The following is a 26,082-nucleotide window of genomic DNA, read 5'->3' on the forward strand; positions in this document are numbered from 1 at the left end:
GAATGCAGTGTGTCAGACACATAAAGGGTGAATGACACGCCGCTTTCGCGAGCAGGCTCGCTCCCACAAGGGATCAGCGTTACGGATGTTTGAGGCTCTTGAGGGTCATCGAACCAATCAGCAACTCTGGGCTCTCCAGCTCAGCCAACCCGGCGGTGCTGACCTTCTCCGGCGGATACCCGGCGCCATGCTGCAGATAGCTCAGCAGATTGCCCACCAACGGGTTGTGGCTGACCAGCAGCACATTGCTCACCGACACCAGTTGATCGGTGACCTTGTCCGGATCAACCTCCGGCGTCAGCCACTCGACCGTGCGAATCTCCGGCTCGAAACCCAACGCTTCGCGAACAATCTGCGCGGTTTGCTGCGCACGCAGATAGGGGCTGGCGTAGATTGCCGTCAGCGGCTGGCCGATCAACCGGGCGGCGCTGCTCAAGGCTTCTTTGCGACCGTGCTCGGTCAGTTCCCGTTCGGAGTCGGGACACGAGCCGTAAGGCACAGCCTCGCCGTGACGCAATACCCAGAGTTTCATAGCTTGGGTTCCTCATCTCGAACCGGATGTGGCGCCGGGGCAACGGCGTGCGGCGCTTCACCTTCCGGGGTACGCGGCGTTGGCCAGTCGGCGAACGGCCAGGGTTTCTGGTCGCTGTGGAAACTGCCGAAACGGCCGATCTGCGCCAGAAACTGGCTCAGGCTGTCGCCGAAATTCATCAGGCTGGCGCTCGGGGCGCCATAGATCAAACGATAGATCAATTGCACCAGCACCACCGCGCCGAGGATGAACTGCGCCACTTGCCAGACCAGCACATAGACGATCATCCACAACACGCGCAGGAGGATGGACTCGTACTTGGCTTCGGTTTTCGGATCGTTCATGGCTTGCTACTCCCGGCTCACTCAGTTGAAACCGCTGGTGGAAATAAAATCGACGTCGGTTTTCGGCTCGGCCCGCATCAGTAGACCGATCACCTGCTCCAGCGTGCGTCCTTCGAACAGGATCGCGTGCAGCCCGGCGACCAGCGGCATATAGACGCCGACTTCCTGCGACTTGGCCTTGAGCACCTTCAAGGTGTTGACGCCTTCGGCGACTTCACCGAGGCGCGACACCGCTTCGTCGAGGCTCAAGCCCTGACCCAGCGCGAAACCGACCTGATAGTTGCGACTCTTCGGCGACGAACAAGTCACGATCAGATCGCCGACACCGGCCAGACCGAGGAAGGTCATGGGATTAGCGCCCTGATTCACCGCAAAGCGGGTCATCTCGGCGAGGGCGCGAGTGATCAGCATGCTCTTGGTGTTCTCGCCCATTTCCAGCGCCACCGCCATGCCGGCGATGATCGCGTAGACGTTCTTCAACGCACCGCCCAGCTCGACACCAAAACGGTCGGCGCTGGCGTAAACGCGGAACGTACGACCGTGCAGCGCGGCTTGCACGGCTTTGCACAGCTCTTCGTCTTCGCTGGCGACCACGGTGGCCGTCAGCGCGTGCTCGGCAATTTCCCGCGCCAGGTTCGGCCCGGACAACACGCCGATGCGCGCATTCGGGGCGATCTCTTCGAGAATCTGGCTCATCAGTTTGAAGGTCTGCGCTTCGATGCCTTTAGTCAGGCTGACCAGCATCTTGCCGCTCAGGCGCTCGGCATGGGCGGCGAGTACCGTGCGCAATGCGCTGGACGGCAGTGCGACGAAGCACAAATCACAGGCGTCGAGGGTTTCCTGCAGGTCGGTGACAGCAGTCACCCCCGGCAGAATCTTGATGCCTTTGAGGTAACGCGGGTTTTCGCGATTGACCCGGATGGCCTCGGCCTGCTCGGGGTCACGCATCCACTGCCGGACTTGATGGCCGTTCTCGGCCAGTAGATTGGCCACGGCGGTACCAAAACTTCCGCCTCCCAGGACCGCAATCGGGCGCTGTTCAGTCATATGCAATCCGTTAATCCATACCAGTGGCGATGCCGGCATTATACGGGGCGACCCGGTCGCGGCCAGCCCCCGCAACAATTACCGACACTTGTAGGAAGAAGACCGATAAAACCTAGGAAAATGCCTGCAACGTGACTGGAAAAGTCGCTGCCCTCGGTTAACATGCGCGCCAATTCTTTGCTTTCAAGGCTGTGTCGTGTCCGTCGGTTCTCTTCCTCCGCGTTCGTCTCTGTTGCTGGCGCTGCTGTTCAGCCCGGTTTTGCAGGCGGACGATCTGTTTGTCGACAGCGAAGCGCTGCCGCAGGTGCTGACGGCCACGCGCCTGAAACAGACGCCGGCGGAGGTGCCGGGGAGCATGACCGTACTCGACAGCGAACTGATCAACGCCAGCGGTGCCCGCGACATCAGCGAACTGCTGCGGCTGGTGCCGGGGATGATGGTCGGCAACATCAATGGCAATCAGGCAGCGGTCAATTACCACGGCACCAACGCCAGCGAAGCGCGGCGCATGCAAGTGCTGATCGACGGCCGCTCGGTGTACCGCGCCGGTTTGTCTACGGTGGACTGGAGCGATATTCCGGTGGCCATGGAAGACATCGAGCGCATCGAAGTATTTCGCGGCCCGAACACCGTCAGTTACGGTGCCAACGCGTTGATGGCAGTTGTCAACATCATCACCCGCCACCCGGCGGACAGCCACGGCACACGCCTGAAGTACACCCGTGGCCAGCGCGGCATCAATGACTTTTATGCCAGCCAGGGCACCGGTTGGAATGGCGGTGATTTACGCCTGTCGTTGTCTGGCCAGGAAGACGATGGCTTCGACAGCGATCGCAGTGGTGCCGATTACCGTGACAGCCGCCGCTTGAACCGTTTCAGTCTTGCGGTCAGCCACACCCTCAGCGATAACCAGAGCCTCGACTGGCAGGTCAACGCCAAGGATGGGACCAACCAGCGACCGTACACCTACCGCCCGGTGTTCTCCGGGATTACCGCCGCCGGGAATAATTCCGACGTGGTGGCCAAGGATTACGCCGGTTCGGTGCGCTGGAACCTCGACATCAACCCGGAACACAGCCTTTATATACAAGGCTCGGCGCAACACTGGGATCGCCAGCAAACCTGGCGCGCCTGCGATGCCGAGGTGTCATTCAGCCCCGAGCTGACGCAACTGTGGCAGCTCAACCCGAATTACACCGAACGTCTGGCGCGCAACATCACCCGGTTCACCGGCCCCGGCGCGGCGCCCGGCACACCGCAGGAAATGGCCTTGGCCAATCAGGTGCTCGAGCAATGGCGCAACGGCGCCAGCCGAACCCTGTGCGGCGACATCGACCAGAGTGCCCGCGAATCGCGCTACGACCTCGAACTGCAGGACACCCTCAGCCTGTCCGACAGCCTGCGTCTGGTCAGCGGCATGAACTATCGTTACGACCGCGCCGACTCCGAAACCTACTTCAATGGCACGCTGGACGACACCACGTGGCGCGCGTTCGGCCAACTGGAATGGCGCGCCACGGAACACTGGCTGTTGCAGGGCGGTGCGATGTTCGAAAACACGCAACTGATCGGCAGTTCGCTGACCCCGCGCTTCGCCGTCAATTACCTGATCAACCCGCGCCATGGCCTGCGTGCGGTGTACTCGGAAGCAATCCGCTCGCCGGACATGTTCGAGAACAACGTCAACTGGAGCTATCAGGTCAGCAACCTGCACCCTTCCGCCTACGGCCAGTCTTCGGCGCGCTACTTCGTCAAGACGCGGGGGCCGGGCGATCTCGATCAGGAGCACATGCGTTCACGGGAACTGGGCTACAACGGCTATTTCGCCGAGTTGGGTCTGGCTGTGGATGTGAAGCTGTTCTACGACGAGATCACCGGGATGATCAGCGAGCCGCTGCGTAACAACCAGTACATCGCCAGCAACGCCAACAGCTCGCGTTTTCGCGGCACGGAAACCCAGCTCGACTGGCGCGTGAGCCTGGCCGACCGCTTGCGCTTCACCTACGCCTTTGTCGATGCCGAGGCGAGTAACCCACTGGATCAGCAGTTCACTTCGCGTAACAGCGGTTCGGCCGGTTGGCTGCGCGACTGGGGCCACGGCTGGAACAGCGCCCTCTTCTATTACGGCGACAATGCACTCAACGGTTACCGCTTCGAGCGGGTCGACACGCGCATCGCCAAACGCATCGCGCTGGGCAAAGCGCAGTTACAACTGGCTGGCGTGCTGCAACAGCGTCTAGACCATGAGCCGACCACCTTCGTCGACAATAATTACGACGAGCGTCGGGTGATGTATTTCAGCGCCGAGCTGGAGTTCTAGGATGCGCCACGGGCCGTCACGGAAGCTGCCAACCTTTGGCCACTGGCTGGCCGGGGTGTGTCTGTTTCTGACCGCTTGGCTGCACGGTGTGGCGGTGCAGGCCGCCGATATTCTGTTGACCGGCGCCGAGGAAAGCCCCGGCGTGCAAGCGTTCGTCCAGGCGCTCAGCGAATTGCGCCCGACCGACAACGTGCGCTTCCAGCCACTGGCCAGTCTGCCGGCACCGGGCAAACTGCCCGCCAGTCTGCGCCTGATTCTGCTCGATCTGCCGAGCCTCGACTGGCGTCTGCAAGAAACCCAAGGCCCGGCGACGCTGGTGCTGCGCATCAGTCGCTTGCAGGCTCGCCAGCGTCTCGGCAGCACGCAACCGGCACACCTGAGTTTGCTGTGGAGTGATCCGCCGCTGAGCCGCCAGTTGCAGTTGATCCGGCGCATTCTGCCCCAGGCCCGGCGGATCGGCGTGTTGTTCGATGAGCACAGCGAATTCCTCCTCAAGGAGCTGAATCTCGCCGCCGCGCCGCTGAACCTGCAAATCGTCAGCGAGCGCTGGGACAACACCCACGACAGCCGCCCTTTGCAAACCGTGCTGAAAAACAGCGACGTACTGCTGGGGCTCGACGATCCCGATCTGTACAACCCGAAAACCGCGAAGAACCTGCTGCTCAGCAGCTACTCACGGCAAGTCGCGCTGGTCGGTCCCAACATTGCTTTCGTCCGCGCCGGCAGCCTGGCCAGCACGTACAGCGATCAGAACGACTGGCTGGCGATGCTCGATCAATTGCTCGACCAACCCTCGGCCAGTTGGCCGCGGACGCTCTACCCCGCACGTTTTAAAGTCTCAAGTAATGCGCAGGTCGCTCGTTCACTCGGTATCGAGCCGCTGAATGAAGCGTCTGTCGCCAGCGCGCTGGCTGAAGGAGAACACCGCCCATGAGTTTCCGTCGCCGTTGGGACATCAATACCCGCACCCAGTTGATCAGCCTCGGCCCGGCGTTGTTGCTGACCCTGCTGTTGATCAGCTTCTTCACCTTCGTGCGCATTCAGGATTTGCGCCAGGAGCTGAATCACACCGGCCAACTGATCGCCAACCAACTGGCACCCGCCACCGAATACGGGGTGATTTCCGGCAACAACGAAGTGCTGGAAAGCCTGCTCAAAGCCACACTGGCCACGCCCAACGTACGTTTTCTCGAAGTCCAGGACAGCGCCAACCGGATTCTGGTGTACGTCGAACAACCCGCCGCGGCGCACGGTCGACCGCATCAGGTCGAAGTGTTTCAGGCACCGGTACGCTTGCAACGCATCGCCCTGCACAATGATTTCTTTCAGGACGGCAAGGTCAGCAATGGCGGAGCCAGCGAGGACTATCTGGGCCGGGTGATCGTCGGTCTGTCCAATGATGCCTTCAGCCAGCGCCAGCAGGAAATCCTGTTCAAGGCCGGGATTCTCGCGCTGTTCGCCCTGCTGTTTACCTTTGTCCTGGCGCGGCGCCTGGCCGGTAGCCTGTCGCAGCCGATCCGCAATATCGGTGATGCGGTCAAGGCCATTCAGGACGGCGATTATAAAACCCCGCTGCCGATCGTCGATGACACCGAACTGGGCGCGCTGTCGCAGCACATCAACAACCTCGCCCAAGCCCTGGAACAGGCCAGCCGTGAGCAGCATCAAGCCATGGCACAACTGATCCAGACCCGTGAAGAAGCGGAAAAGGCCAACAACGCCAAGTCCGACTTTCTGGCGATGATGAGCCATGAACTGCGCACGCCCATGAACGGTGTGCTGGGCATGCTGCAATTGCTGGAAACCACCGAGATGACCGAGGAGCAGGTCGAATACGCCGCCCTCGCCTCGGAGTCCACCGAACACCTGCTGAAAGTCATCAACGATATTCTCGACTTCTCGCGCATCGAGCGTTCGGAGCTGGAACTGGAGCACATCCCCTTCAACCTCGCCGAACTGATCGGCGCCTGCGCGCAGTCGTTCCAGCACAGCGCGGTACAGCGAGGGCTGGCGCTGAATCTGCGGATCCCGGACGACATGCGCGGTTTGCAGGTGCAGGGCGATCCGACGCGGATCCGGCAGATTCTGGTCAATCTGGTCGGCAATGCGCTTAAGTTCACCGAGCAAGGTCGGGTCAGCATCGAGGCGCAGTGGCAGTCGCTGGATCACGAACTGCTGTGGTTCACCTGTTCGGTGCGCGACAGCGGCATCGGTATTTCTTCTGAAAGTCTGGAGTTGATGTTCAACGCCTTCCAGCAGGCCGACAGTTCGATTTCACGGCGTTACGGCGGCACCGGTCTCGGTCTGCCGATTGCCCGTACGCTGGCCGAACGCATGGGCGGCACCTTGCGCGCGCAGAGCGAGGAAGGTCGCGGTTCGGTGTTCACCCTGGAAATTCCGCTGGCACTCTATAAGCAGGCGCTGCCGCCACTGGCCGCGCCGCGTGCACTTAACGGCAAAGAGCACGGTGAAGGGCGCAATGTCTTGCTGGTCGAAGACAATCCGGTGAACCAGACAGTTATCGAAGCGATGCTGCGCAGTCTGGGCTTTACTGTCAGTGTTGCCACTGATGGTGCACAAGCCGTGCGCAGTGCCGAGGGCAGCGACTTTGAGGTGATTCTGATGGATTGCCGTTTGCCGATCATCGATGGCTACGAAGCGACCCGGCAGATCCGGCGGCTGCCTGGACGCAGTGAGGTGCCGATCATCGCGCTGACCGCCAACGCCTTGCAGGGCGACCGTGAAACCTGTCTGTCGGCGGGCATGAACGATTATCTGGCGAAGCCGTTCAAACGTAATGATCTGCAGCAGATTCTGCAGCGCTGGGTGTCGTAGTGTGGGCCTTTCGACCATCTGCGACTGGCGTGAAAAGCGAAAGTGCGGCAGTCTTAGGCACCCGAACGAGCCTCAAAAGGGGCTTGAATAAAAATTTCAGTGCACAAGTGTACATTCATGTCCTTGGTGCTGTGACTTTCACCACAACGCAATAGTCTATGAGTAGGCTGCCGGTTCGAGGCATGAACGCTTCGAACGGTCGGGAAGATTTGCCCCACCTGCCGCATGGGATTATTGAGGAGCTCGCATGACCAAACAAAACGCCTTTACTCGGGAAGATCTGCTGCGCTGCAGTCGCGGTGAGCTGTTCGGCCCAGGTAACGCGCAACTGCCCGCCCCGAACATGCTGATGGTCGATCGCATCACCCTGATCAGCGAAGAAGGTGGCAAGTACGGCAAAGGTGAATTGGTCGCCGAACTGGATATCAACCCTGACCTGTGGTTCTTCGCGTGCCACTTCGAAGGCGATCCGGTAATGCCGGGCTGCCTCGGTCTGGATGCCATGTGGCAACTGGTCGGTTTCTTCCTGGGCTGGCAAGGCCTGCCGGGCCGTGGCCGTGCGCTGGGTTCGGGCGAAGTGAAGTTCTTCGGTCAGGTGCTGCCGACCGCCAAGAAAGTCACCTACAACATTCATATCAAACGCGTCCTCAAGGGCAAGCTGAACCTGGCCATTGCCGATGGTTCGGTGACTGTCGACGGTCGCGAAATCTACACCGCCGAAGGCCTTCGCGTCGGCGTGTTCACCTCCACTGACAACTTCTAAGGGTTATTCGCATGCGCCGCGTCGTTATCACTGGTCTGGGCATCGTTTCGTGCCTGGGCAATGACAAAGAGACCGTCTCCGCTAACCTGCGTGCAAGCCGCCCTGGCATCCGGTTCAACCCGGAATATGCCGAAATGGGTCTGCGTAGCCAGGTTTCCGGCTCCATTGACCTCAACCTTGAAGAACTGATCGATCGCAAGATCTATCGCTTCGTCGGCCACGCAGCGGCTTACGCCTACCTGGCCATGAAAGACGCCATTGCTGACTCCGGCCTGACCGAAGAGCAAGTGTCCAACCCGCGTACCGGCCTGGTGGCGGGCTCCGGCGGTGCTTCCACGCTGAACCAGATGGAAGCGCTGGACATTCTGCGCGAGAAAGGCGTGAAGCGCGTTGGCCCATACCGCGTAACGCGGACCATGAGCAGCACCGTTTCCGCTTGCCTGGCCACGCCATTCAAGATCAAGGGCCTGAACTACTCCATCGCTTCTGCCTGCGCCACCAGTGCTCACTGCATCGGTACCGCCATGGAACAGATCCAGATGGGCAAGCAGGACATCGTTTTCGCCGGTGGCGGTGAAGAAGAGCACTGGAGCCAGTCGTTCCTGTTCGACGCGATGGGCGCTCTGTCCAGCAAGCGCAACGACACCCCGGAACAAGCTTCCCGTGCCTACGACGCCGACCGTGACGGTTTCGTCATCGCTGGCGGTGGCGGCATGGTCGTGGTTGAAGAGCTGGAACACGCTCTGGCCCGTGGCGCCAAGATCTACGCGGAAATCGTTGGCTACGGCGCAACGTCCGACGGCTACGACATGGTTGCCCCGAGTGGCGAAGGCGCGATCCGCTGCATGCAGATGGCGATGTCCACCGTTGATACCCCGATCGACTACCTGAACACCCACGGCACCTCGACTCCGGTCGGCGACGTCGCGGAAATGAAGGGTGTGCGTGAAGTGTTCGGCGACAAGGCACCGGCGATCAGCTCGACCAAGAGCCTGTCCGGTCACTCACTGGGCGCCGCCGGCGTTCACGAAGCGATCTACTGCATGCTGATGATGGAAGGCAACTTCATTGCCGGTTCCGCCAACATCGACGAGCTGGACCCGGAAGTGGCCGATCTGCCGGTGCTGACCAAGACCCGCGAGAACGCCACCATCAATACCGTGATGAGCAACAGCTTCGGCTTCGGCGGCACCAACGCCACGCTGGTACTGAAGCGCTGGGAAGGCAAGTAATTCCCCCCGCTTGAGCCACACATGAAAACGCCCCGACTGGTTCGGGGCGTTTTTTTTCGTCTGCAGAAAATAGCCGGGACACTACCGGTCCGTGTTGTTGATCGTTCCCACGCTCTGCGTGGGAATGCAGCCCGTGACGCTCCGCGTTACTGGACGCGGAGCGTCCCCAGAGGCATTCCCACGCGGAGCGTGGGAACGATCAAAGACAGGGGGCTGCGGTGTTCTGGAGATGAAACTTCTGTCATGAAACTTTGCGCCCTGCGACCGAATGTCGCGGATTCCGCGGGCTGTAGCAATGTTGCGGTTTTCGCAAAAATACATTGCACAAATTGAGCGTTTACTTAGCAAGCTAACAAACCATATAACAGAGTCCTGCACACGCCTTGCTGCAGATAACTTGAGATTTGGAGCTAGCAGATGACTGTAAAAGTAACTGAACGCGACGATTCACACATGTCCCACGAAGGCGTAGCCGCCGGTATCCGCATCTGGGATGTGCATCAACAAGACTTGCTGGTCGGCATGTTCCACAACGAGATCGATGCCCACAACTACAAGGCCGAACTCGAAGTGCAAGAGCAACAACGCGAAACCCGCTCCTCCTGATTCAAGCACAGCATTGAAAACGACAAACCCCGCCATGAGCGGGGTTTGTCGTTGTTACAGCTTTATCGATTTACCACATCAGATCATCAGGGATCTGATACGCGGCGTACGGATCGTCCTCGGTGCTGACCTCTTCAGTCTGCACGTTGAGCTGGACGATGCGCTGCGGGTCGCGCTCCTGGATCTTCAGGGCCGCTTCACGCGGGATCACTTCGTAGCCGCCGGCATGGTGGACGATCGCCAGCGAACCGCTGCTGAGCTTGTTGCGCATCAGCGTGTTGACCGAGATACGCTTGACCTTCTTGTCGTCGACGAAGTTGTAGTAGTCCTCGGTGGTCAGCTTCGGCAGACGCGAGACTTCGATCAACTGCTTGACCTGCGCCGCACGCGCCTTGGCCTCGGCTTTCTCTTTCTGCTGGCGGTTCAGCTCCTGGTCGCGCTTGACCTTCTCGGCCATGGCTTCCTGGGCGGCGCGTTGCTGCGAGTCATCCAGCTCGATCTGGCCTTTGTGGGCCAGACGCTGCTGCTTCTGCTTGTCCTTGCTGACCTGTTTGGCCTGCTTTTGGTTGACCAGGCCTGCTTTGAGCAACTGGTCGCGAAGGGAAATACTCATGGGACTTACTCACTTGGGCAGTTGCTCAGCCGCAGCCGGGCACATTCTTTTCCTGACGTTTGGCTTCACCCCACAGGGCGTCCAACTCTTCGAGGGTGCAATCTTCTATGGGACGGTGGGTGTCGCGCAATGCCTGTTCGATAAATCGGAAACGTCTTTCAAACTTGCCGTTGGCGCCACGCAGCGCAGTTTCCGGATCGACCTTCAGATGCCGGGCCAGATTGACCACGGAAAACAGCAGGTCACCGATCTCGTCGGCCACGGCAACGGGATCGTTTTCCGACATGGCTTCGAGGACTTCATCGAGCTCTTCGCGCACCTTGTCGAGCACCGGCAAGGCGTCTGGCCAGTCGAAACCGACCTGCCCTGCGCGCTTCTGCAACTTGGCCGAACGCGACAATGCCGGCAGCGTGGCTGGCACATCGTCGAGCAGTGACAGTTGCTCAGGCGCGGCAGACTTCTCGGCGCGCTCGTCGGCCTTGATCTCTTCCCAGCGTTGTTTGACCTGTTCTTCGCTCAAGCGCGGAACATCCAGCGGCGCGTACAGATCGCCAGTCGGAAAGACATGAGGATGACGACGGATCAGCTTGCGGGTAATGCTGTCGATCACCCCGGCAAATTCGAAGCGCCCTTCTTCCTTGGCCAACTGGCTGTAATACACCACCTGGAACAGCAGATCGCCCAACTCGCCCTGCAAATGATCGAAGTCGCCGCGCTCGATGGCATCGGCGACTTCGTAGGCTTCTTCGAGGGTGTGCGGAACGATGGTCGCGTAGGTTTGCTTGATGTCCCACGGGCAACCGTACTGCGGATCGCGCAGACGGCTCATGAGGTGGAGCAGGTCTTCAAGGCTGTACATCATTTAGCTGTCTCACCACAAAATCCTGTAGGAGTGAGCCTGCTCGCGATCGCGGTGTATCAGCCACCATTAATGTTGACTGACACTCCCTCATCGCGAGCAGGCTCACTCCTACATTGGTCATCTTCAGGGCGTACGGTTACGCCGCGTTTCGATGATATTCGGCAACTGCGAAATCCGCCCGAGCAACCGCCCCAGCGCATCCAGACCCGGGATCTCGATGGTCAGCGACATCAACGCGGTGTTGTCCTCTTTGTTCGAGCGGGTGTTGACCGCCAGCACGTTGATGCGCTCGTTGAGCAGCACCTGCGAAACGTCACGCAGCAGCCCTGAACGGTCGTAGGCGCGGATGACGATGTCCACCGGATAGGTGAGCACCGGCACCGGGCCCCAGCTGACCTGGATGATCCGCTCTGGCTCGCGCCCGCCCAGTTGCAGCACCGAGGCACAGTCCTGACGGTGAATGCTCACGCCACGGCCCTGAGTGATGTAGCCGACAATCGCATCGCCCGGCAGCGGCTGGCAGCAGCCGGCCATCTGCGTCATCAGGTTGCCGACGCCCTGGATCTGAATGTCGCCACGCTTGCCCGGTTTGTAGCCGGTGGCTTTGCGCGGAATCAGTTCCAGTTGCTCGTTACCGCGTTCCGGCTCGACCAGTTGCTGCGCGAGGTTGACCAGTTGCGCCAGACGCAAATCGCCAGCACCGAGGGCGGCGAACATGTCTTCGGCGGTTTTCATGTTGGCCTTGTCGGCCAGCTTGTCGAAGTCCACCGCCGGCAGACCGAGGCGCGTCAGTTCGCGTTCGATCAGGGTTTTACCGGCGGCAACGTTCTGATCGCGCGCCTGCAACTTGAACCAGTGAACGATCTTCGCCCGCGCCCGCGAGGTGGTGACGTAACCGAGGTTGGAGTTCAGCCAGTCGCGACTCGGCGTGCCGTGCTTGCTGGTAATGATCTCGACCTGCTCACCGGTCTGCAGGCTGTAGTTGAGCGGCACGATGCGCCCGTTGATCTTCGCGCCACGGCAGTTGTGACCGATTTCGGTGTGCACGCGGTAGGCGAAGTCCAGCGGCGTCGCACCTTTCGGCAAGTCGATGGCGTGACCGTCCGGAGTGAAGATGTACACCCGGTCCGGCTCGATATCGACACGCAGCTGTTCCGCCAGACCACCGATATCGCCCAGCTCTTCGTGCCACTCGAGAACCTGACGCAGCCAGGAGATTTTCTCTTCGTAGTGGTTCGAGCCGGATTTGACGTCGGTGCCCTTGTAGCGCCAGTGTGCGCAGACGCCGAGTTCGGCTTCTTCGTGCATCGAGTGCGTACGAATCTGCACCTCAAGCACTTTACCCTCAGGGCCGATTACCGCCGTGTGCAACGAGCGGTAGCCGTTCTCTTTCGGGTTGGCGATATAGTCGTCGAATTCTTTCGGGATGTGCCGCCACAAGGTGTGGACGATGCCCAGCGCGGTGTAGCAGTCGCGCATTTCCGGGACCAGCACGCGCACCGCACGCACGTCGTAGATCTGGCTGAATTCCAGACCCTTGCGCTGCATTTTGCGCCAGATCGAATAGATGTGTTTGGCCCGGCCGCTGATGTCAGCGTCGACGCCGGTGGCCTGCAATTCATCCTTGAGCTGGGTCATCACGTCGGCGATGAAACGCTCGCGATCAAGCCGTCGCTCGTGGAGCAACTTGGCGATCTGCTTGTATTGATCCGGCTCGAGATAACGGAAGGACAAGTCCTCCAGTTCCCATTTGATATGACCGATGCCGAGTCGGTGCGCGAGCGGCGCATAGATGTCGAAGACTTCGCGGGCGACACGGTTACGCTTTTCGTCGTCGGCGGTTTTCACCGCGCGAATGGCGCAGGTACGTTCGGCCAGTTTGATCAGCGCAACGCGAACGTCATCGACCATGGCGACGAGCATTTTGCGCAGGTTTTCCACCTGCCCTTGCGTGCCCATGACCATCGACTGACGCGGACTGAGACTGGCGCTGATGGCCGCCATGCGCTGCACGCCGTCGATCAGTTTGGCCACCACCGGGCCGAAGCGCTGGCCGACCGCCGCGAGTTCGATCTGGCCTTCGCGCACGCCGCGATACAGGACCGCTGCGACCAGCGAATCCTGATCGAGCTTGAGGTCGGCGAGAATCTCGGCGATTTCCAGGCCCGTACTGAAACTGCCGGAGCCTTCGGCCCACAGATTCTTCCTGGCATTGGACTGTTGTTCGGCCTCGCGAGCGAACTCGCAGGCTTCCTTCAAGGCTTCGCGATCCAGTGCCAGATCGACACTGACCGCGTGATCGAGCCAAGCCTCGAGATTGATACTGCCGTCAGTGTTGATCGGCTGGTGTGCTCTCACCTGTACCATCTTGCTTTACCTTCCCTACGACGCAGATTCAATGCGTCAAATCGCTGATCCTTATTGTCCGTTTGCGCTCGCGGGGCTAAAGCGAGCGCTGCGCGGACAGATCAGACGGATTCAGACGAGCCATCCTGGCTCGCTTCAAATAACGCCATGGCCTCGACATGTGCCGTCTGAGGAAACATATCGAGAATCCCGGCACGTTTTAACCGGTAGCCCTGCTTGATCAATTCGACCGTGTCGCGCGCCAGAGTTGCAGGGTTGCACGACACATACACCAACCGTTTGGCACCCAGGGTCGCCAGCTTGCGAACCACCTCGAAAGCACCGTCACGCGGTGGGTCCAAGAGTACCGCAGAAAAGCCGTTTCCGATCCACTGGGCATCGGTCAAAGGCTGGGATAAATCGGCTTGAAAAAACTTTGTGTTATGCAAATTGTTACTAGCGGCGTTGGCTTCGGCGCGATCGACCATGGTCTGCACGCCTTCAACTGCCACCACTTCGCGCACGGCTTTGGCCAGCGGCAAAGCAAAGTTGCCCAGGCCGCAGAACAGATCCAGCACGCGCTCGTCGCTGCCAGGTTTCAACCAGTCCAGCGCCTGCGACACCATCGCTTCGTTGACGCCGGCGTTGACCTGGATAAAGTCGCCCGGCCGGTACGCCAGATCCAGATTCCACTGTTCCAGGCGATAGCCCAGCGACTGAGTCGCATCCACCGGTTGTGGCTCACCTTCGCCATGCAGCCACAACTGCGCTTGATGGAACTGGCAGAAGTCCTTGAGGATGTTCAGATCCGCTTCGGACAACGGCGCCATGTGCCGCAGCAATACCGCCAGCGACGAACCACTGAACAACTCGACGTGACCCAGCGCTTGCGGTTTGCTCAAGCGACGAAGCATCTCCGGCAAACGGGTCATGATCGGTTGCAAGGGCTGTACCAGCACCGGACATTCGCTGATCGCGACAATGTCCTGACTGCCGGCGGCACGGAAACCGACTTCGAGTTTCTTCGCCTTCATGTCCCAGCGCACCGCGATCCGGGCGCGACGGCGATAGCCGAATTCGGGACCGGTCAGCGGTGCTGCCCATTCTTCAGGTTCGACACCGGCAACGCGCGACAATTGCTCGGCGAGCATGCGCTGTTTCAGGGCGAGTTGTTCGTCATGGGGCAAATGCTGAACGCTGCAACCGCCGCAACGGCCGGCGTGCTGGCACGGTGCCGGGCGACGCAATTCGCTGGCCTTGAACACGCGCTCGGTGCGCGCCTCGACCACTTTGCCGTGGGCGCCGAGCACCCGCGCTTCGACCTCTTCACCGGCAAGCGCGCCGAGGACGAACCAGGTTTTGCCTTCGAAAAACGCGATACCGCGACCGTCATTGGCCAGGCGCTCGATGCTCAAGCGCTGCTTTTTACCGGTCGGAATTTGCGCGGCCTTGCTGCCACCCGTGGGCTGGAAGCGCAGGCCTCTCTCGTGCTTGGCCATCAGTTGGGCGCGTCGAAAATGCCGGTCGACAGATAACGGTCGCCACGGTCGCAGATGATCGCGACGATCACCGCGTTTTCAACTTCTTTGGACAGGCGCAGCATCGCTGCCACCGCACCGCCTGAGGACACGCCGCAGAAGATGCCTTCCTCGCGGGCCAGACGCCGGGTGACGTCTTCGGCCTCGCTTTGCGCCATGTCGACGATGCGGTCAACGCGGTCAGCCTGATAGATCTTCGGCAGGTATTCCTGCGGCCAGCGGCGGATGCCGGGAATGGCCGAGCCTTCCATCGGCTGCAGACCGACGATCTGCACGCTGTCGCTCTGCTCTTTCAAGTAGCGCGACACGCCCATGATGGTACCGGTGGTGCCCATCGAACTGACGAAATGGGTGATGGTGCCCTGGGTCTGACGCCAGATTTCCGGGCCGGTGGTGGTGTAATGCGCTTCAGGATTATCGCCGTTGGCGAACTGATCGAGCACCTTGCCACGGCCTTCGGCTTCCATACGCTGCGCCAGATCGCGCGCGCCTTCCATGCCGTCTTCCTGGCTGACCAGAATCAGCTCGGCACCGTACGCGGTCATTGCCGCTTTGCGCTCGGCGCTGGAGTTGTCCGGCATGATCAGGATCATCTTGTAACCCTTGATCGCAGCGGCCATGGCCAGCGCGATGCCGGTGTTGCCCGAGGTTGCTTCGATCAGCGTATCGCCGGCGTGGATGTGCCCGCGCAACTCGGCGCGAGTGATCATCGACAACGCCGGACGGTCCTTGACCGAACCCGCCGGGTTATTCCCTTCGAGCTTGAGCAAAAGGGTGTTGCTGGTGGCACCGGGCAGGCGCTGCAAACGCACCAGCGGAGTGTTGCCGACGCAATCGGCGATGGTTGGGTACTGCAGGGTCATGGCGTATTCGCAATCCAGACGTGCGGGGGCGCCTATCATACCGGCAAACCCGCGCAGGCCATATCACGCAAAGTGCGGTGCTTATGGTTTATGGGAATAAGCAGCAATAGTCTCACCACTGGTGAGACTTTTACGCTGGGTCATCTTTTTTTGCGGTGATGCAAATGGCCTCATCGCTGGCAAGCCAGCTCCCACAGTGACCCGTGTTGCTCTATTAATAATGTCAGCAGTGCTGACACTGTCTTGTATTGCTCAAACAATCTGCGGGTAAAACACACTCCCTATGGGATGGGAGTAAGCGATAAAAGTCGCACCAGTGGTGCGACTTTTGTGTTGAGCCATTTTCATTGGTGGTGATGCGCAGAGACTCTTCGCGAGCAGGCTCGCTTGTATGGTAGGACTTGAAGGGAGGAGGAGGGACAAGGCTCGATTCTGACTGTTAGCGCAGTACAGACCGTGGGAGATTTCACCCTCCTCCTTTCACCCAAGCGCCGATAAAGAATGCATCTGGCCTAGACCGACGATAGGAACAAGCCTGCGCCTCTGGGTGAACCCTTCAAGTGTTCAAACCTTAGCCCGGAGGATTTCTCATGGCAATGCCCGTCGTTACTACTCAGTCGATCATCGGGGTTGATGTCGCCAAGGACGAACTGGTGATTTATTGCGCCGAATCAGATCAGCTCGAGACAATCTCTAACACCAAAGCAGCAATCAAAAAATGGCTCAAAACTGTAGCCAAGCCAGTGGCAATCGCCATCGAAGCCACCAATATCTATCACCAGGAATTTGCTGATCTGGCGTATGCCAATGGTTGCGTGATCTATATGGTTGGCGGTTATGAGCTCAGCCATTACCGCAAAGGCGTGAACGTTCGCGCTAAAACTGATGCGCTGGATGCCCGATTACTGGCCCGTTATCTGACAAACGAAGGGGACCACTTACACCCTTGGACACCGCCGTCGCCCTTGTATTGCCGGCTCATCAGTCTTTTCCGGCGCCGTGCGGCTCTGGTCCAGGCTCGTGTCAGCCTCAAGCAGAGTTGGGAGAATGAGCCGTTGCTCAAAACCGCTTTCAAAAATCAGATAAACGCCATGCAAAGACTGGAAATCCTGCTGGAGAAAACGATCCTGACGCAGATAGACGAAGCCGGTTTAGGCGCTCAGCTCAAGCGTTGCATGAAGGTAGAAGGCATCGGTACGTTGACCGGCGCCCGCTTGCTCGCATCCTTTCAGCGTGGGGATTTCAGGAATGCCGACGCTTTCATCGCCTTTCTAGGCCTGGATCTGCGCATATCTGACTCAGGCAAAAAGAAAGGCCGTCGCTGCCTGACCAAACGAGGCGACTCAGAGGCGCGTCGGTTGCTGCACAACGCTGCAATGGCGGCGAGCCGGACCTCGGCGTGGAAAGGGTTTTATGAGGCTTTGAGAGCGCGCGGATTGAGCACTACCCAAGCACTGGTCGCACTAGCCCGCAAGCTTGCTCGGGTGGTATTTGCTCTGTTGAAAAACCAGAGCGAATACTCAACTAAAGCCGTTTAGGGGCTAGGCATGAACCATAGAATCTCCCACAGGGAGTAGTGTCATTCGCAGAATAGTGTCAGCAGTGATGACCCTATTAGCTGTTGATCACACAATCTGCGGCGAACCGAGCTCCAATGTGGGAGCGAGCCTGCTCGCGAAAGCGTCAGACGGCGCAACACAATCATCCGCCAGCAACCGCAAATTCAACCGCAACCCCACCCCGCCATTCTCCGCCCAAATACTTCCGCCCTGACGCTGCACGGCATTGCGCGCGATGCTCAGCCCCAAGCCAAATCCACCGTCCCCAGGCCGCGAGCCATCCAGCCGGGTGAACGGTGAGAAGATCCGCTCCAGATCCCCTTCCGCTACGCCGCCGCCCTGATCTTCCAGCCACAGATGCCAGAAATCGCCATCGCGCCGTCCATCCAGTCGTACGATCCCGCCCGGTGGCGAATGCCGAATGGCGTTACGCAGAATGTTCTCCAGCGCCTGCGCCAGCGTGTTCAGATTGCCCCGCACCCAGCACGACGCTTCGACCGCGCACTGCAACTGCAAACTCGGCCAGCCGCTTTCGTAGCAGGCGTTATCCGTGAGCATTTCCCACAGGGCCTGGATCTGAATCGCCTCGTCAGGCAGTGGCGTACGGTCGGTATCGAGCCAGGCCAGTTGCAGGGTTTCCTCGACCAGACGCTGCATACCGTCGACTTCACGACCGATGCGCTCGCGCAGTTGCACCAGACCCTGTTCACTTTCGCTGGCCACGCGCAAGCGGCTCAACGGCGTGCGCAATTCGTGGGACAGATCACGCAGCAATTGCTGTTGCAGAGCCACGGTCGATTGCAGGCGCTCTGACATCGAGTCGAACGCTCGCGCCAGCTCTCCAAGTTCATCCGGGCGCTGGGTGATGCCGCTCGACAGGCGCACATTCAATTGATCGGCGCGCCAGGCATTGGCCTGTTCGCGCAGGTTGTTCAGTGGCACAACCAACAGGCGATAGAGACCGACGCACAGCAACAAGGTGAACAGACCGGGAATCACGCCATTAGTGATAACGCGCCAGAACAGCCGATATTTGCCCGGCAGGAAACGCTCGGGTAGCTCGATCACCAGGCTGCCGGCGGCCGGTTCTTTGGGAAAAGGTATGCGCAGCCACGGCCGGTTCTGTTTGTGAATCGGCCAGTCGAGACCACGCAGGAAAGTCAGATGCTGGATCTCCTGCTCATTCAGCGGATCGCTGCTCAGCGACTGCAAGTTGCCGCCGATGACGCCGACCCAGCTGGCTTCACGCAACTCCATGCTCTGCAACCAGTCATCGACCCCGCTGCGGCCGCCGTGCTGCCACGCCTGTTCCGCTTGCGCGGCATAACGGCTGAGCGTGCCGCGTGCCTCGTCGGAGAGGAACTGGTTGCGCTCCTCCATATAACGACCCCACGACCAGCTCAGCCAGATCATCAGCAGACAAAATGCGACCAGCAGAAACGCCAGTTTCCAGAACAACGAATGCCGCCCCGGCAGTTCAGAGCGTTTCATCGGCGGCGCTCAAGACGTAACCCTTGCCCCACACGGTGCGCACTTCACGCTCGGTGTAACCGATGGCTTTGAGTTTGCGGCGGATCTGGCTGATGTGCATGTCGAGACTGCGGTCGTGCGCCGCGTAGCCGCGCTGCAGAACGTGCTGATAAAGGAAGGCTTTGCTCAGCACTTCCTCATCATTGCGGTTGAGGGTTTCCAGCAAGCGGAATTCGCTGCGGGTCAGACCGGCGGGTTGCTCGCGAAAAAACACATCGCACTGTTCGTCATCGAACCTCAGCGTACCGGCGGCTACGGGCATCGCAGGCGCGGCCGGGCGCCGATCCAGCGCAACCCGACGCAGGATCGCTTCGATGCGCACATGCAACTCGGCCATGCTGAAGGGTTTGGGCAAATAGTCATCGGCGCCCAGACGGAAACCGCTGATGCGATCCGCCTCGGCACCGAGGGCCGACATCAGCAGCACCGGCGTCGAATGGCTCTGGCGCAATTGCGTCAACACCTGCAAACCGTCCATGCCCGGCAACAGGATATCCATCAGCACCACGTCGAACGGCTGGCGTGTGGCGATGCTCAGGCCCTCCTGGCCATTCTGGCACCAGGTCACCTGAAAGCCGCTGCGGCCCAGATGTTCGTGAACATAGGCGCCGAGAACCGGATCGTCTTCGATGGAAAGAATGCGTGGCTGGCCGACGGAAACAGGAGTCATGAGTATCTGCAAGTAATTCTCAGTTGAGCGCGATTATTCAAGATTGCCGGGCAACGGGCAACACAAGGCTGCCCTTTCTGACAAACGAGCACCGGCGCCCTGACCCACCCTGACAGCATTTTTCCGGAGATTGCCTGCGAGCAAATCGCTACACTGCGCCCATGCCGCGTGCCGGATGCACGCATGAGTCAACAGATCAGCGGGATGCAGGAGATAGGCGTGCTCAAGAAACTGGGAATCAAAGGTCGCGTGTTGTTGCTGACCTTGTTGCCGACCAGCCTGATGGCGCTGGTGCTGGGTGGTTATTTCACCTGGACGCAGCAGTCCGACTTGCAGAGCCAATTGATGCAGCGCGGCGAGATGATCGCCGAGCAACTGGCGCCGCTGGTGGCCCCCGCCATGGGTCACGGCAACAGCGATCTGCTGGAGCGCATTGCCACGCAGTCCCTTGAACAACCGGATGTGCGCGCGGTGACCTTCCTCGCCCCGGACCGCTCACCGCTGGCCCACGCCGGCCCGACCATGCTCAATCAGGCGCCGAGCGGCGACAGCGCGCATTTGCAACGGCGCAGCGGCAATGACGCGACGCGTTATCTGATGCCGGTATTCGGCAAGCATCGCAATCTCGCTGGCGAACTGATCCCGGAAGAGTCCGAGCGTTTGCTCGGCTGGGTCGAATTGGAACTGTCGCACAACGGCATGCTGCTGCGCGGTTATCGCAGCTTGTTTGCCAGCCTGCTGCTGATTGCCGCCGGTCTGGCGGGCGCGGCGCTCTTGGCATTGCGCATGGGCCGCACCATCAACCGCCCGCTGAGCCAGATCAAACAAGCCGTCGCGCAGCTCAAGGACGGCCATCTGGAAACGCGTTTACCGCCGCTCGGCAGTCAGGAACTGGATGAGCTGGCGTCGGGCATCAACCGCATGGCCGGCACCCTGCAAAACGCCCGCGAAGAACTCCAGCACAGTGTCGATCAGGCCACCGAAGACGTGCGCCAGAATCTGGAAACCATCGAGATCCAGAACATTGAACTGGACCTGGCGCGCAAAGAGGCGCTGGAAGCCAGTCGGATCAAATCCGAATTCCTCGCCAACATGAGTCACGAGATCCGCACGCCGCTCAACGGCATTCTCGGTTTCACCCATCTGTTGCAGAAAAGCGAACTGACCCCGCGTCAGCTCGACTATCTGGGCACCATCGAAAAATCCGCCGACAGCCTGCTGGGGATCATCAACGAGATCCTCGACTTCTCGAAAATCGAAGCCGGCAAACTGGTGCTCGACCATATTCCGTTCAACCTGCGCGACCTGCTGCAGGACACTCTGACCATCCTCGCCCCGGCCGCGCACGCCAAACAGCTGGAGCTGGTCAGTCTGGTCTATCGCGACACGCCGCTGTCGCTGGTCGGTGACCCGCTGCGTCTGAAGCAGATCCTCACCAACCTGGTGAGTAACGCGATCAAGTTCACCCGCGAAGGCACCATCGTCGCCCGAGCGATGCTTGAAGATGAACAAGAAGACAGCGTGCAACTGCGCATCAGCATTCAGGACACCGGCATCGGTTTGTCGAACCAGGACGTGCGCGCGTTGTTCCAGGCGTTCAGTCAGGCCGACAACTCGCTGTCGCGGCAACCGGGTGGCACCGGTCTGGGGCTGGTGATTTCCAAACGCCTGATCGAACAGATGGGCGGCGAAATCGGCGTCGACAGTACCCCGGGCGAAGGCTCGGAATTCTGGATCAGCCTGAGCCTGCCCAAGACCCGCGACGACGCCGAAGACTTGCCGGCTGCGCCGTTGCTCGGGCGCCGCGTGGCGGTGCTGGAGAGTCACGAACTGGCGCGGCAGGCCTTGCAGCATCAACTGGAAGACTGTGGCCTCGATGTCACGCCATTCAACACGCTCGAAACCTTGACCAATGGTGTCACCGGTGCCCACCAGACCGATCAGGCGATTGATCTGGCAGTCATCGGTATCACCAGCAACGACATGCTGCCCGAGCGTTTGAATCAGCACATCTGGGACCTCGAACACCTCGGCTGCAAAGTGCTGGTGCTGTGCCCGACCACCGAACAGACGCTGTTCCATTTGTCGGTGCCCAATCCACATAGTCAACTGCAAGCGAAACCGGCCTGCACACGCAAATTGCGCCGCGCCTTGGCCGATCTGGTCAACCCGCGCCAGCCGCGCAATGAGCCGGGCGAACCGCTGTCGAGCCGGGCACCGAAAGTGCTCTGTGTCGACGACAACCCGGCCAACCTGCTGCTGGTGCAAACCCTGCTCGAAGACATGGGCGCCAAGGTGCTCGCCGTGGAAAGCGGCTACGCGGCGGTCAAAGCGGTGCAGAGCGAGTCCTTCGATCTGGTGCTGATGGACGTGCAGATGCCGGGCATGGACGGTCGCCAAAGCACCGAAACCATTCGCCAGTGGGAAAGCGAGCGGCATTGCACGCCGCTGCCGATTGTCGCGCTCACCGCCCACGCCATGGCCAACGAAAAACGCGCGCTGCTGCAAAGCGGCATGGACGACTACCTGACCAAACCGATCAGCGAGCGGCAACTGGCGCAAGTGGTGCTGAAATGGACCGGCCTGGCCTTGCGCAATCAAGGACCGGAGCGCATCAGCGACAGTACGGCGGGCAACAATGAACTGCCAGTGCTCGATCACGAGGAAGGTTTGCGTCTGGCCGCTGGCAAGGCAGATCTGGCGGCGGACATGCTGGCCATGCTGCTCGCCTCACTGGAAGCCGACCGCGAAGCCATTCGTACGGCGTGCGAAAACCGCGACCAGAACGCCTTGATCGAACGTGTCCATCGCCTGCACGGTGCCACCCGTTATTGCGGCGTACCGCAATTGCGCGCGGCCTGTCAGCGCAGCGAAACCCTGCTCAAGCAGGACGACCCGAAGGCCGTAGCAGCGCTGGAAGAACTGGAGCGCGCAATCAACCGGCTGGCGGCGCAAGCGAAGATCAGCGCCTGATCCACGGCAATGCCGGCCGACACCGGCAGCGCTAAAGTGGGTTCGGGTGATTCAATCCGTGTCGATGCTCAAGGAGGATTTCATGCGCACGCTCGTTTTCAGTAGCCAAACCTATGACCGCGACAGCTTCCTCGCCGCCGATTGCCCGGCGGCTATCGAGCTGCACTTTCAACCAGCGCGACTCAGCCTCGATACGGCGGCCCTGGCCGACAAACATGAAGTGGTCTGCGCCTTCATCAATGATGACCTCAGCGCGCCGGTGCTCGAGCGTCTGGCCGCTGGCGGCACACGCCTGATTGCCCTGCGATCGGCGGGTTACAACCATGTCGATCTGGCCGCAGCGAAACGTCTCGGACTGGCCGTGGTGCGCGTGCCGGCCTACTCGCCGCACGCGGTGGCCGAACATGCCGTGGCGCTGATCCTCGCCCTCAACCGCCGTCTGCACCGCGCCTACAACCGCACCCGTGAAGGCGATTTCAGCCTGCACGGCCTGACCGGTTTCGATCTGGTCGGCAAAACGGTGGGGATTGTCGGCACCGGGCAGATCGGCGCGACCTTCGCGAAAATCATGCACGGCTTCGGTTGTGAGCTGCTCGCCTACGACCCCTTTCCGAACCCGGATGTTCTGGCGTTGGGTGCGCGTTATCTGAGCCTGCCGGAACTGCTCGCGCAGTCGCGGATCATCAGCCTGCACTGCCCGCTCAACGAGCAGAGCAAACACCTGATCAACCGCGATTCACTGGCGCACATGCAGGCCGGCGCCATGCTGATCAATACCGGTCGCGGTGGACTGGTGGACACCCCGGCACTGATCGATGCATTGAAGGACGGCCAGCTCGGCTATCTGGGGCTGGATGTCTATGAAGAAGAGGCGCAACTGTTTTTCGAGGATCGTTCCGACCTGCCCTTGCAGGACGATGTGCTGGCGCGCTTGCTGACCTTTCCCAACGTGATCATTACTGCGCATCAGGCCTTTTTGACGCGTGAAGCACTGGGGGCGATTGCCGCAACCACCCTGCACAACATCGCGACCTGGGCGGCGGGAACGCCACAGAACCAGGTCGAGGGCTGAGCGCTTTTCAGCTTACTTAGGTGAAAGCGAGGACGCCAGAATCAGCAACGCCAGCCAGGCGAAGCCAAAAAAGCGCTGTTTCATCGAGTGGCCGTTGCGCAGCAGGAACCAGACGAAAAACATCGGCAACAGGAAGATCATGATCTTCAGCCAACCTTCCACCGGGCGACTGCCGTCGGCATTGGCCTGCTCAGTGGCCGGTTGCTCGGTTGGCTGCTGGCGCCGACGCCGCGCGGCGGCCGGCATGACTTTCGGTAAAGGTTGCGGTTCAGGCGCTGGAGCACTGACTTCGGGCACAGCCTTGTTACGCGGCAGGCTGCCAAACGAGATTGTTGCAGCCTGTACTGGCGCGGCTGCGGTCTGCGCGTGTACTGCTTGCTCCGCCATTGGAGCCCCACAATGAATGCACGCGTTGGCTTCGGAGCTGATGCTCTTCTTGCATTCATAACATTCGATCAGCGCCATGTTCCGTTCCTTCAGAGTCGAGGCCGGCAGTTTGCCATGAGCGTCGCCTCAATTGAACCTGATCGAAGGTCACACGCGCGCATCATTCTGCAATCAAGCCCGTGCTAGCATGTCGCGCATATTTGGAGGACCCATGGTCGAACACGATTTCCGCTACACCCTGATGAACCCGCAACACACCCTCACCGAATGCCGCGCCCTTGTTCCGGGCCGCTATCAGGTCACCGGCAATGGTGGCTCGATTCGCATCGGTGACGCGCTGTTGGTCACCCTCAAAGGCAGCAAGGACTTGTCCATGCGCCTGACCGTTGAAACCGTCCGCCACCTGATCAATCCGCCGGGCCAATGGACCGCGATGACCACCGGCCCGGTGTTCGGTGAACTGGCGATCCACACCTGGCAGGTCAACTGCGACAGCTGCGCCAAAGAGCTGAGTTTCGAATTCGCCGTGGACGCCAAACTCGGCAAAGCCGCCGAGAAACCGGCTGCCACCGCGCGCATCGCCGAGCTGGGCTGGAAAGCCTTTGGCGACAAGCACCTGTGCCCGAAATGCCAGGAGCCTGCGTGATGAAACGCTTTGCCCTGACCGCGTTGGTCGGTGTGGGTCTGGTGGGGTGCGCTGCGGAGCCAGTGCAACTGCAACAGAACCGCAGCTACATTCTGGAGTGGATCGGCGAGCGGCCGTTGATGGATTACAGCCATCTGACCGTGACCCTGGGCGATGATGGCCGCGCTTACGGCAACGGTGGCTGCAACCATTGGTTCGCGCCGTATACGCTGGACGGTGACAAGCTGACCTTCGGCAAGATCGGCAAGACCCGCAAGCTCTGTGCACCAGCGCTGATGGAACAGGAACAACGCTTTCTGCAGGCGCTGGAACATGTCGAGCGCTGGGACATCTCGCCGATCGAGCAGATGCGCTTCTGGCCGGCTGAAGGCAAGCCCTTGCGTTGGTGGCTGGAAGAAGGCTAAAAAGCCCTCACCCTAACCCTCTCCCAGAGGGAGAGGGGACTGATTGGGGGGTATTGGGGAGCTACGCCGACCTGAAAGGTCTTCATCGAATCCATAATCGACTGGGTCTTTTAGGTCGGTGAGTCGGCCAATGCCCTCACCCTAGCCCTCTCCCAGGGGGAGAGGGCACTGATTGGGGGATATTGGGAAGCTACGCCGACCTGAAAGGCCTATGCCGAATCCATAATCGACCGGATTTTGCTTTGGCGACCCCATAATCGACCTGATCTTGCTTTGGCGAATCTACAATCGACTCGATCTCTCAGGTCGATGTAACTCGCCAGACACCTCGGTCAGCCCCCTCTCCCCGTGGGAGAGGGCTGGGGTGAGGGGCTTTTGACGTTACTGGGTCGCCTGCAACGCCTCAAGCTTGGCCATCACCCCCGCCGCCGTCTGCTCCCCCATCAACTGCTCACGCACCTTGCCCTTGTTGTCGATGATGTACGTCACCGGCAGTGCCTCACTGCGTGGCAACTCGAACAACTCCGCCGGATCCTGCGCCAGCACGGTGAACTTGATGCCGAGCTTCTCGCTGGCGTCTTTCAGTTCCACGCCCTGCACATTGTCGAAGTTGACCCCGAACACGCCGACGTTCTTGCTCTTGAGCTCATCAGCCAAATGGTTGAGTTCCGGGATTTCAGTCCGGCACGGGCCGCACCATTCGGCCCAGTAGTTGAGCACCACCCATTGTTTGTCCAGACGCTCCGACGCTACCTTCTGACCGTTCTGGTCGATACCGTAATCATTGCCGCAGCCCCCCAGCATCAACGCCCCGATTACCGTCAATGCCGCTGCCAATCGCCGTGTCATGTCGTGTTCCTTGTGAAAATTTGAAGGCGCCTGCGACCCATTGCCTCCGAAGGTTCTGGATTGCGCGCTGCACAGTTAGAATAGCCGCCAC

23 protein-coding genes are annotated in these 26,082 nt (G+C 60.2%); 11 read left to right on the forward strand and 12 right to left on the reverse strand.

Annotation, left to right across the window (positions count from 1 at the left end):
- Positions 1-79: 79 nt before the first annotated feature.
- From sixA to AC5SEM_RS18075, 3 genes are read right to left on the reverse strand one after another with little or no spacing between them, the layout of a single operon-like run.
- Positions 80-532, reverse strand: coding sequence for a phosphohistidine phosphatase SixA (sixA, locus tag AC5SEM_RS18065; protein WP_495470959.1), 453 nt, complete (start codon positions 530-532; stop codon positions 80-82).
- On the reverse strand, positions 529-876 hold the full coding sequence (locus AC5SEM_RS18070; RefSeq protein WP_008087808.1) for a DUF4389 domain-containing protein: 348 nt from the start codon (positions 874-876) through the stop codon (positions 529-531). Before AC5SEM_RS18070 ends, sixA begins: the two co-directional genes overlap by 4 nt.
- 21 nt (positions 877-897) lie before the next feature.
- Entirely contained in the window at positions 898-1,923 is a 1,026-nt protein-coding gene (locus AC5SEM_RS18075) for an NAD(P)H-dependent glycerol-3-phosphate dehydrogenase (RefSeq protein ID WP_077574109.1), read from the reverse strand.
- Positions 1,924-2,119: 196 nt separating this feature from the next.
- Between AC5SEM_RS18075 and AC5SEM_RS18080 the strand changes: the two genes are divergently transcribed.
- From AC5SEM_RS18080 to AC5SEM_RS18105, 6 genes are all read left to right on the forward strand, one after another.
- Positions 2,120-4,243: a TonB-dependent receptor plug domain-containing protein gene (locus AC5SEM_RS18080; RefSeq protein ID WP_331691749.1), complete on the forward strand. Its 2,124-nt coding sequence runs from the start codon at positions 2,120-2,122 to the stop codon at positions 4,241-4,243.
- 1 nt (position 4,244) lies between these two features.
- Positions 4,245-5,177: an ABC transporter substrate-binding protein gene (locus AC5SEM_RS18085; RefSeq protein ID WP_495470960.1), complete on the forward strand. Its 933-nt coding sequence runs from the start codon at positions 4,245-4,247 to the stop codon at positions 5,175-5,177.
- A complete protein-coding gene (locus AC5SEM_RS18090) occupies positions 5,174-7,078 on the forward strand; it encodes an ATP-binding protein (RefSeq protein ID WP_495470961.1) in 1,905 nt (634 codons plus the stop codon). Before AC5SEM_RS18085 ends, AC5SEM_RS18090 begins: the two co-directional genes overlap by 4 nt.
- Positions 7,079-7,325: 247 nt before the next feature.
- Positions 7,326-7,841 (forward strand): 3-hydroxyacyl-[acyl-carrier-protein] dehydratase FabA, encoded by a 516-nt coding sequence (gene fabA / locus AC5SEM_RS18095; RefSeq protein WP_003227150.1) that lies wholly within the window; start codon positions 7,326-7,328, stop codon positions 7,839-7,841.
- 11 nt (positions 7,842-7,852) lie between these two features.
- Complete coding sequence (fabB, locus tag AC5SEM_RS18100; RefSeq protein ID WP_034155815.1) at positions 7,853-9,073, forward strand: beta-ketoacyl-ACP synthase I; 1,221 nt, start codon at positions 7,853-7,855, stop codon at positions 9,071-9,073.
- 417 nt (positions 9,074-9,490) lie between these two features.
- Complete coding sequence (locus tag AC5SEM_RS18105; protein WP_077574113.1) at positions 9,491-9,679, forward strand: hypothetical protein; 189 nt, start codon at positions 9,491-9,493, stop codon at positions 9,677-9,679.
- Between the two features lie 70 nt (positions 9,680-9,749).
- On the opposite strand, the gene AC5SEM_RS18110 is transcribed toward AC5SEM_RS18105, so the two are convergent.
- From AC5SEM_RS18110 to cysM, 5 genes are all read right to left on the reverse strand, one after another.
- Positions 9,750-10,292: a DUF2058 domain-containing protein gene (locus AC5SEM_RS18110; RefSeq protein WP_016987455.1), complete on the reverse strand. Its 543-nt coding sequence runs from the start codon at positions 10,290-10,292 to the stop codon at positions 9,750-9,752.
- 25 nt (positions 10,293-10,317) lie between these two features.
- Entirely contained in the window at positions 10,318-11,151 is an 834-nt protein-coding gene (mazG, locus tag AC5SEM_RS18115) for a nucleoside triphosphate pyrophosphohydrolase (RefSeq protein WP_116033253.1), read from the reverse strand.
- Between the two features lie 126 nt (positions 11,152-11,277).
- On the reverse strand, positions 11,278-13,521 hold the full coding sequence (gene relA, locus AC5SEM_RS18120; protein WP_077574114.1) for a GTP diphosphokinase: 2,244 nt from the start codon (positions 13,519-13,521) through the stop codon (positions 11,278-11,280).
- Between the two features lie 101 nt (positions 13,522-13,622).
- On the reverse strand, positions 13,623-14,999 hold the full coding sequence (rlmD, locus tag AC5SEM_RS18125; RefSeq protein ID WP_495470962.1) for a 23S rRNA (uracil(1939)-C(5))-methyltransferase RlmD: 1,377 nt from the start codon (positions 14,997-14,999) through the stop codon (positions 13,623-13,625).
- Positions 14,999-15,901, reverse strand: a complete 903-nt coding sequence (gene cysM / locus AC5SEM_RS18130) for a cysteine synthase CysM (RefSeq protein WP_495473479.1) — start codon at positions 15,899-15,901, stop codon at positions 14,999-15,001. The genes rlmD and cysM overlap by 1 nt, the downstream gene beginning before the upstream one ends.
- Positions 15,902-16,491: 590 nt before the next feature.
- Here cysM and AC5SEM_RS18135 point away from each other — a divergent pair.
- Positions 16,492-17,439, forward strand: coding sequence for an IS110 family RNA-guided transposase (locus AC5SEM_RS18135; RefSeq protein WP_495470963.1), 948 nt, complete (start codon positions 16,492-16,494; stop codon positions 17,437-17,439).
- Positions 17,440-17,526: 87 nt separating this feature from the next.
- Here the strand turns inward: AC5SEM_RS18135 and AC5SEM_RS18140 are convergent, their stop codons facing one another.
- Complete coding sequence (locus AC5SEM_RS18140) at positions 17,527-18,951, reverse strand: sensor histidine kinase (RefSeq protein ID WP_495470964.1); 1,425 nt, start codon at positions 18,949-18,951, stop codon at positions 17,527-17,529.
- The gene (locus tag AC5SEM_RS18145; RefSeq protein ID WP_116033229.1) at positions 18,938-19,660 is read right to left on the reverse strand and encodes a response regulator transcription factor; all 723 of its coding nucleotides are present in this window, start codon (positions 19,658-19,660) and stop codon (positions 18,938-18,940) included. Before AC5SEM_RS18145 ends, AC5SEM_RS18140 begins: the two co-directional genes overlap by 14 nt.
- Positions 19,661-19,879: 219 nt before the next feature.
- On the opposite strand from AC5SEM_RS18145, the gene AC5SEM_RS18150 reads away from it, so the two are divergent.
- A complete protein-coding gene (locus tag AC5SEM_RS18150) occupies positions 19,880-22,633 on the forward strand; it encodes a response regulator (RefSeq protein ID WP_077574147.1) in 2,754 nt (917 codons plus the stop codon).
- Positions 22,634-22,715: 82 nt separating this feature from the next.
- The gene (locus AC5SEM_RS18155) at positions 22,716-23,705 is read left to right on the forward strand and encodes a 2-hydroxyacid dehydrogenase (RefSeq protein WP_495470965.1); all 990 of its coding nucleotides are present in this window, start codon (positions 22,716-22,718) and stop codon (positions 23,703-23,705) included.
- A 12-nt stretch (positions 23,706-23,717) separates the two neighbouring features.
- Here AC5SEM_RS18155 and AC5SEM_RS18160 read toward each other — a convergent pair whose 3' ends face one another.
- Entirely contained in the window at positions 23,718-24,170 is a 453-nt protein-coding gene (locus tag AC5SEM_RS18160) for a hypothetical protein (RefSeq protein ID WP_116033234.1), read from the reverse strand.
- A 133-nt stretch (positions 24,171-24,303) separates the two neighbouring features.
- On the opposite strand from AC5SEM_RS18160, the gene AC5SEM_RS18165 reads away from it, so the two are divergent.
- Both AC5SEM_RS18165 and AC5SEM_RS18170 read left to right on the forward strand, forming a co-directional pair.
- Positions 24,304-24,738 carry a hypothetical protein gene (locus AC5SEM_RS18165; RefSeq protein WP_077574120.1) on the forward strand — a complete coding sequence of 145 codons (435 nt, stop codon included), beginning with the start codon at positions 24,304-24,306 and terminating at the stop codon, positions 24,736-24,738.
- Entirely contained in the window at positions 24,738-25,142 is a 405-nt protein-coding gene (locus tag AC5SEM_RS18170; RefSeq protein ID WP_454565325.1) for an META domain-containing protein, read from the forward strand. The genes AC5SEM_RS18165 and AC5SEM_RS18170 overlap by 1 nt, the downstream gene beginning before the upstream one ends.
- Before the next feature lie 381 nt (positions 25,143-25,523).
- On the opposite strand, the gene AC5SEM_RS18175 is transcribed toward AC5SEM_RS18170, so the two are convergent.
- On the reverse strand, positions 25,524-25,991 hold the full coding sequence (locus AC5SEM_RS18175) for a TlpA disulfide reductase family protein (protein WP_322844454.1): 468 nt from the start codon (positions 25,989-25,991) through the stop codon (positions 25,524-25,526).
- Positions 25,992-26,082 lie beyond the last annotated feature (91 nt).

The organism is Pseudomonas sp. CH61, from assembly GCF_059429415.1.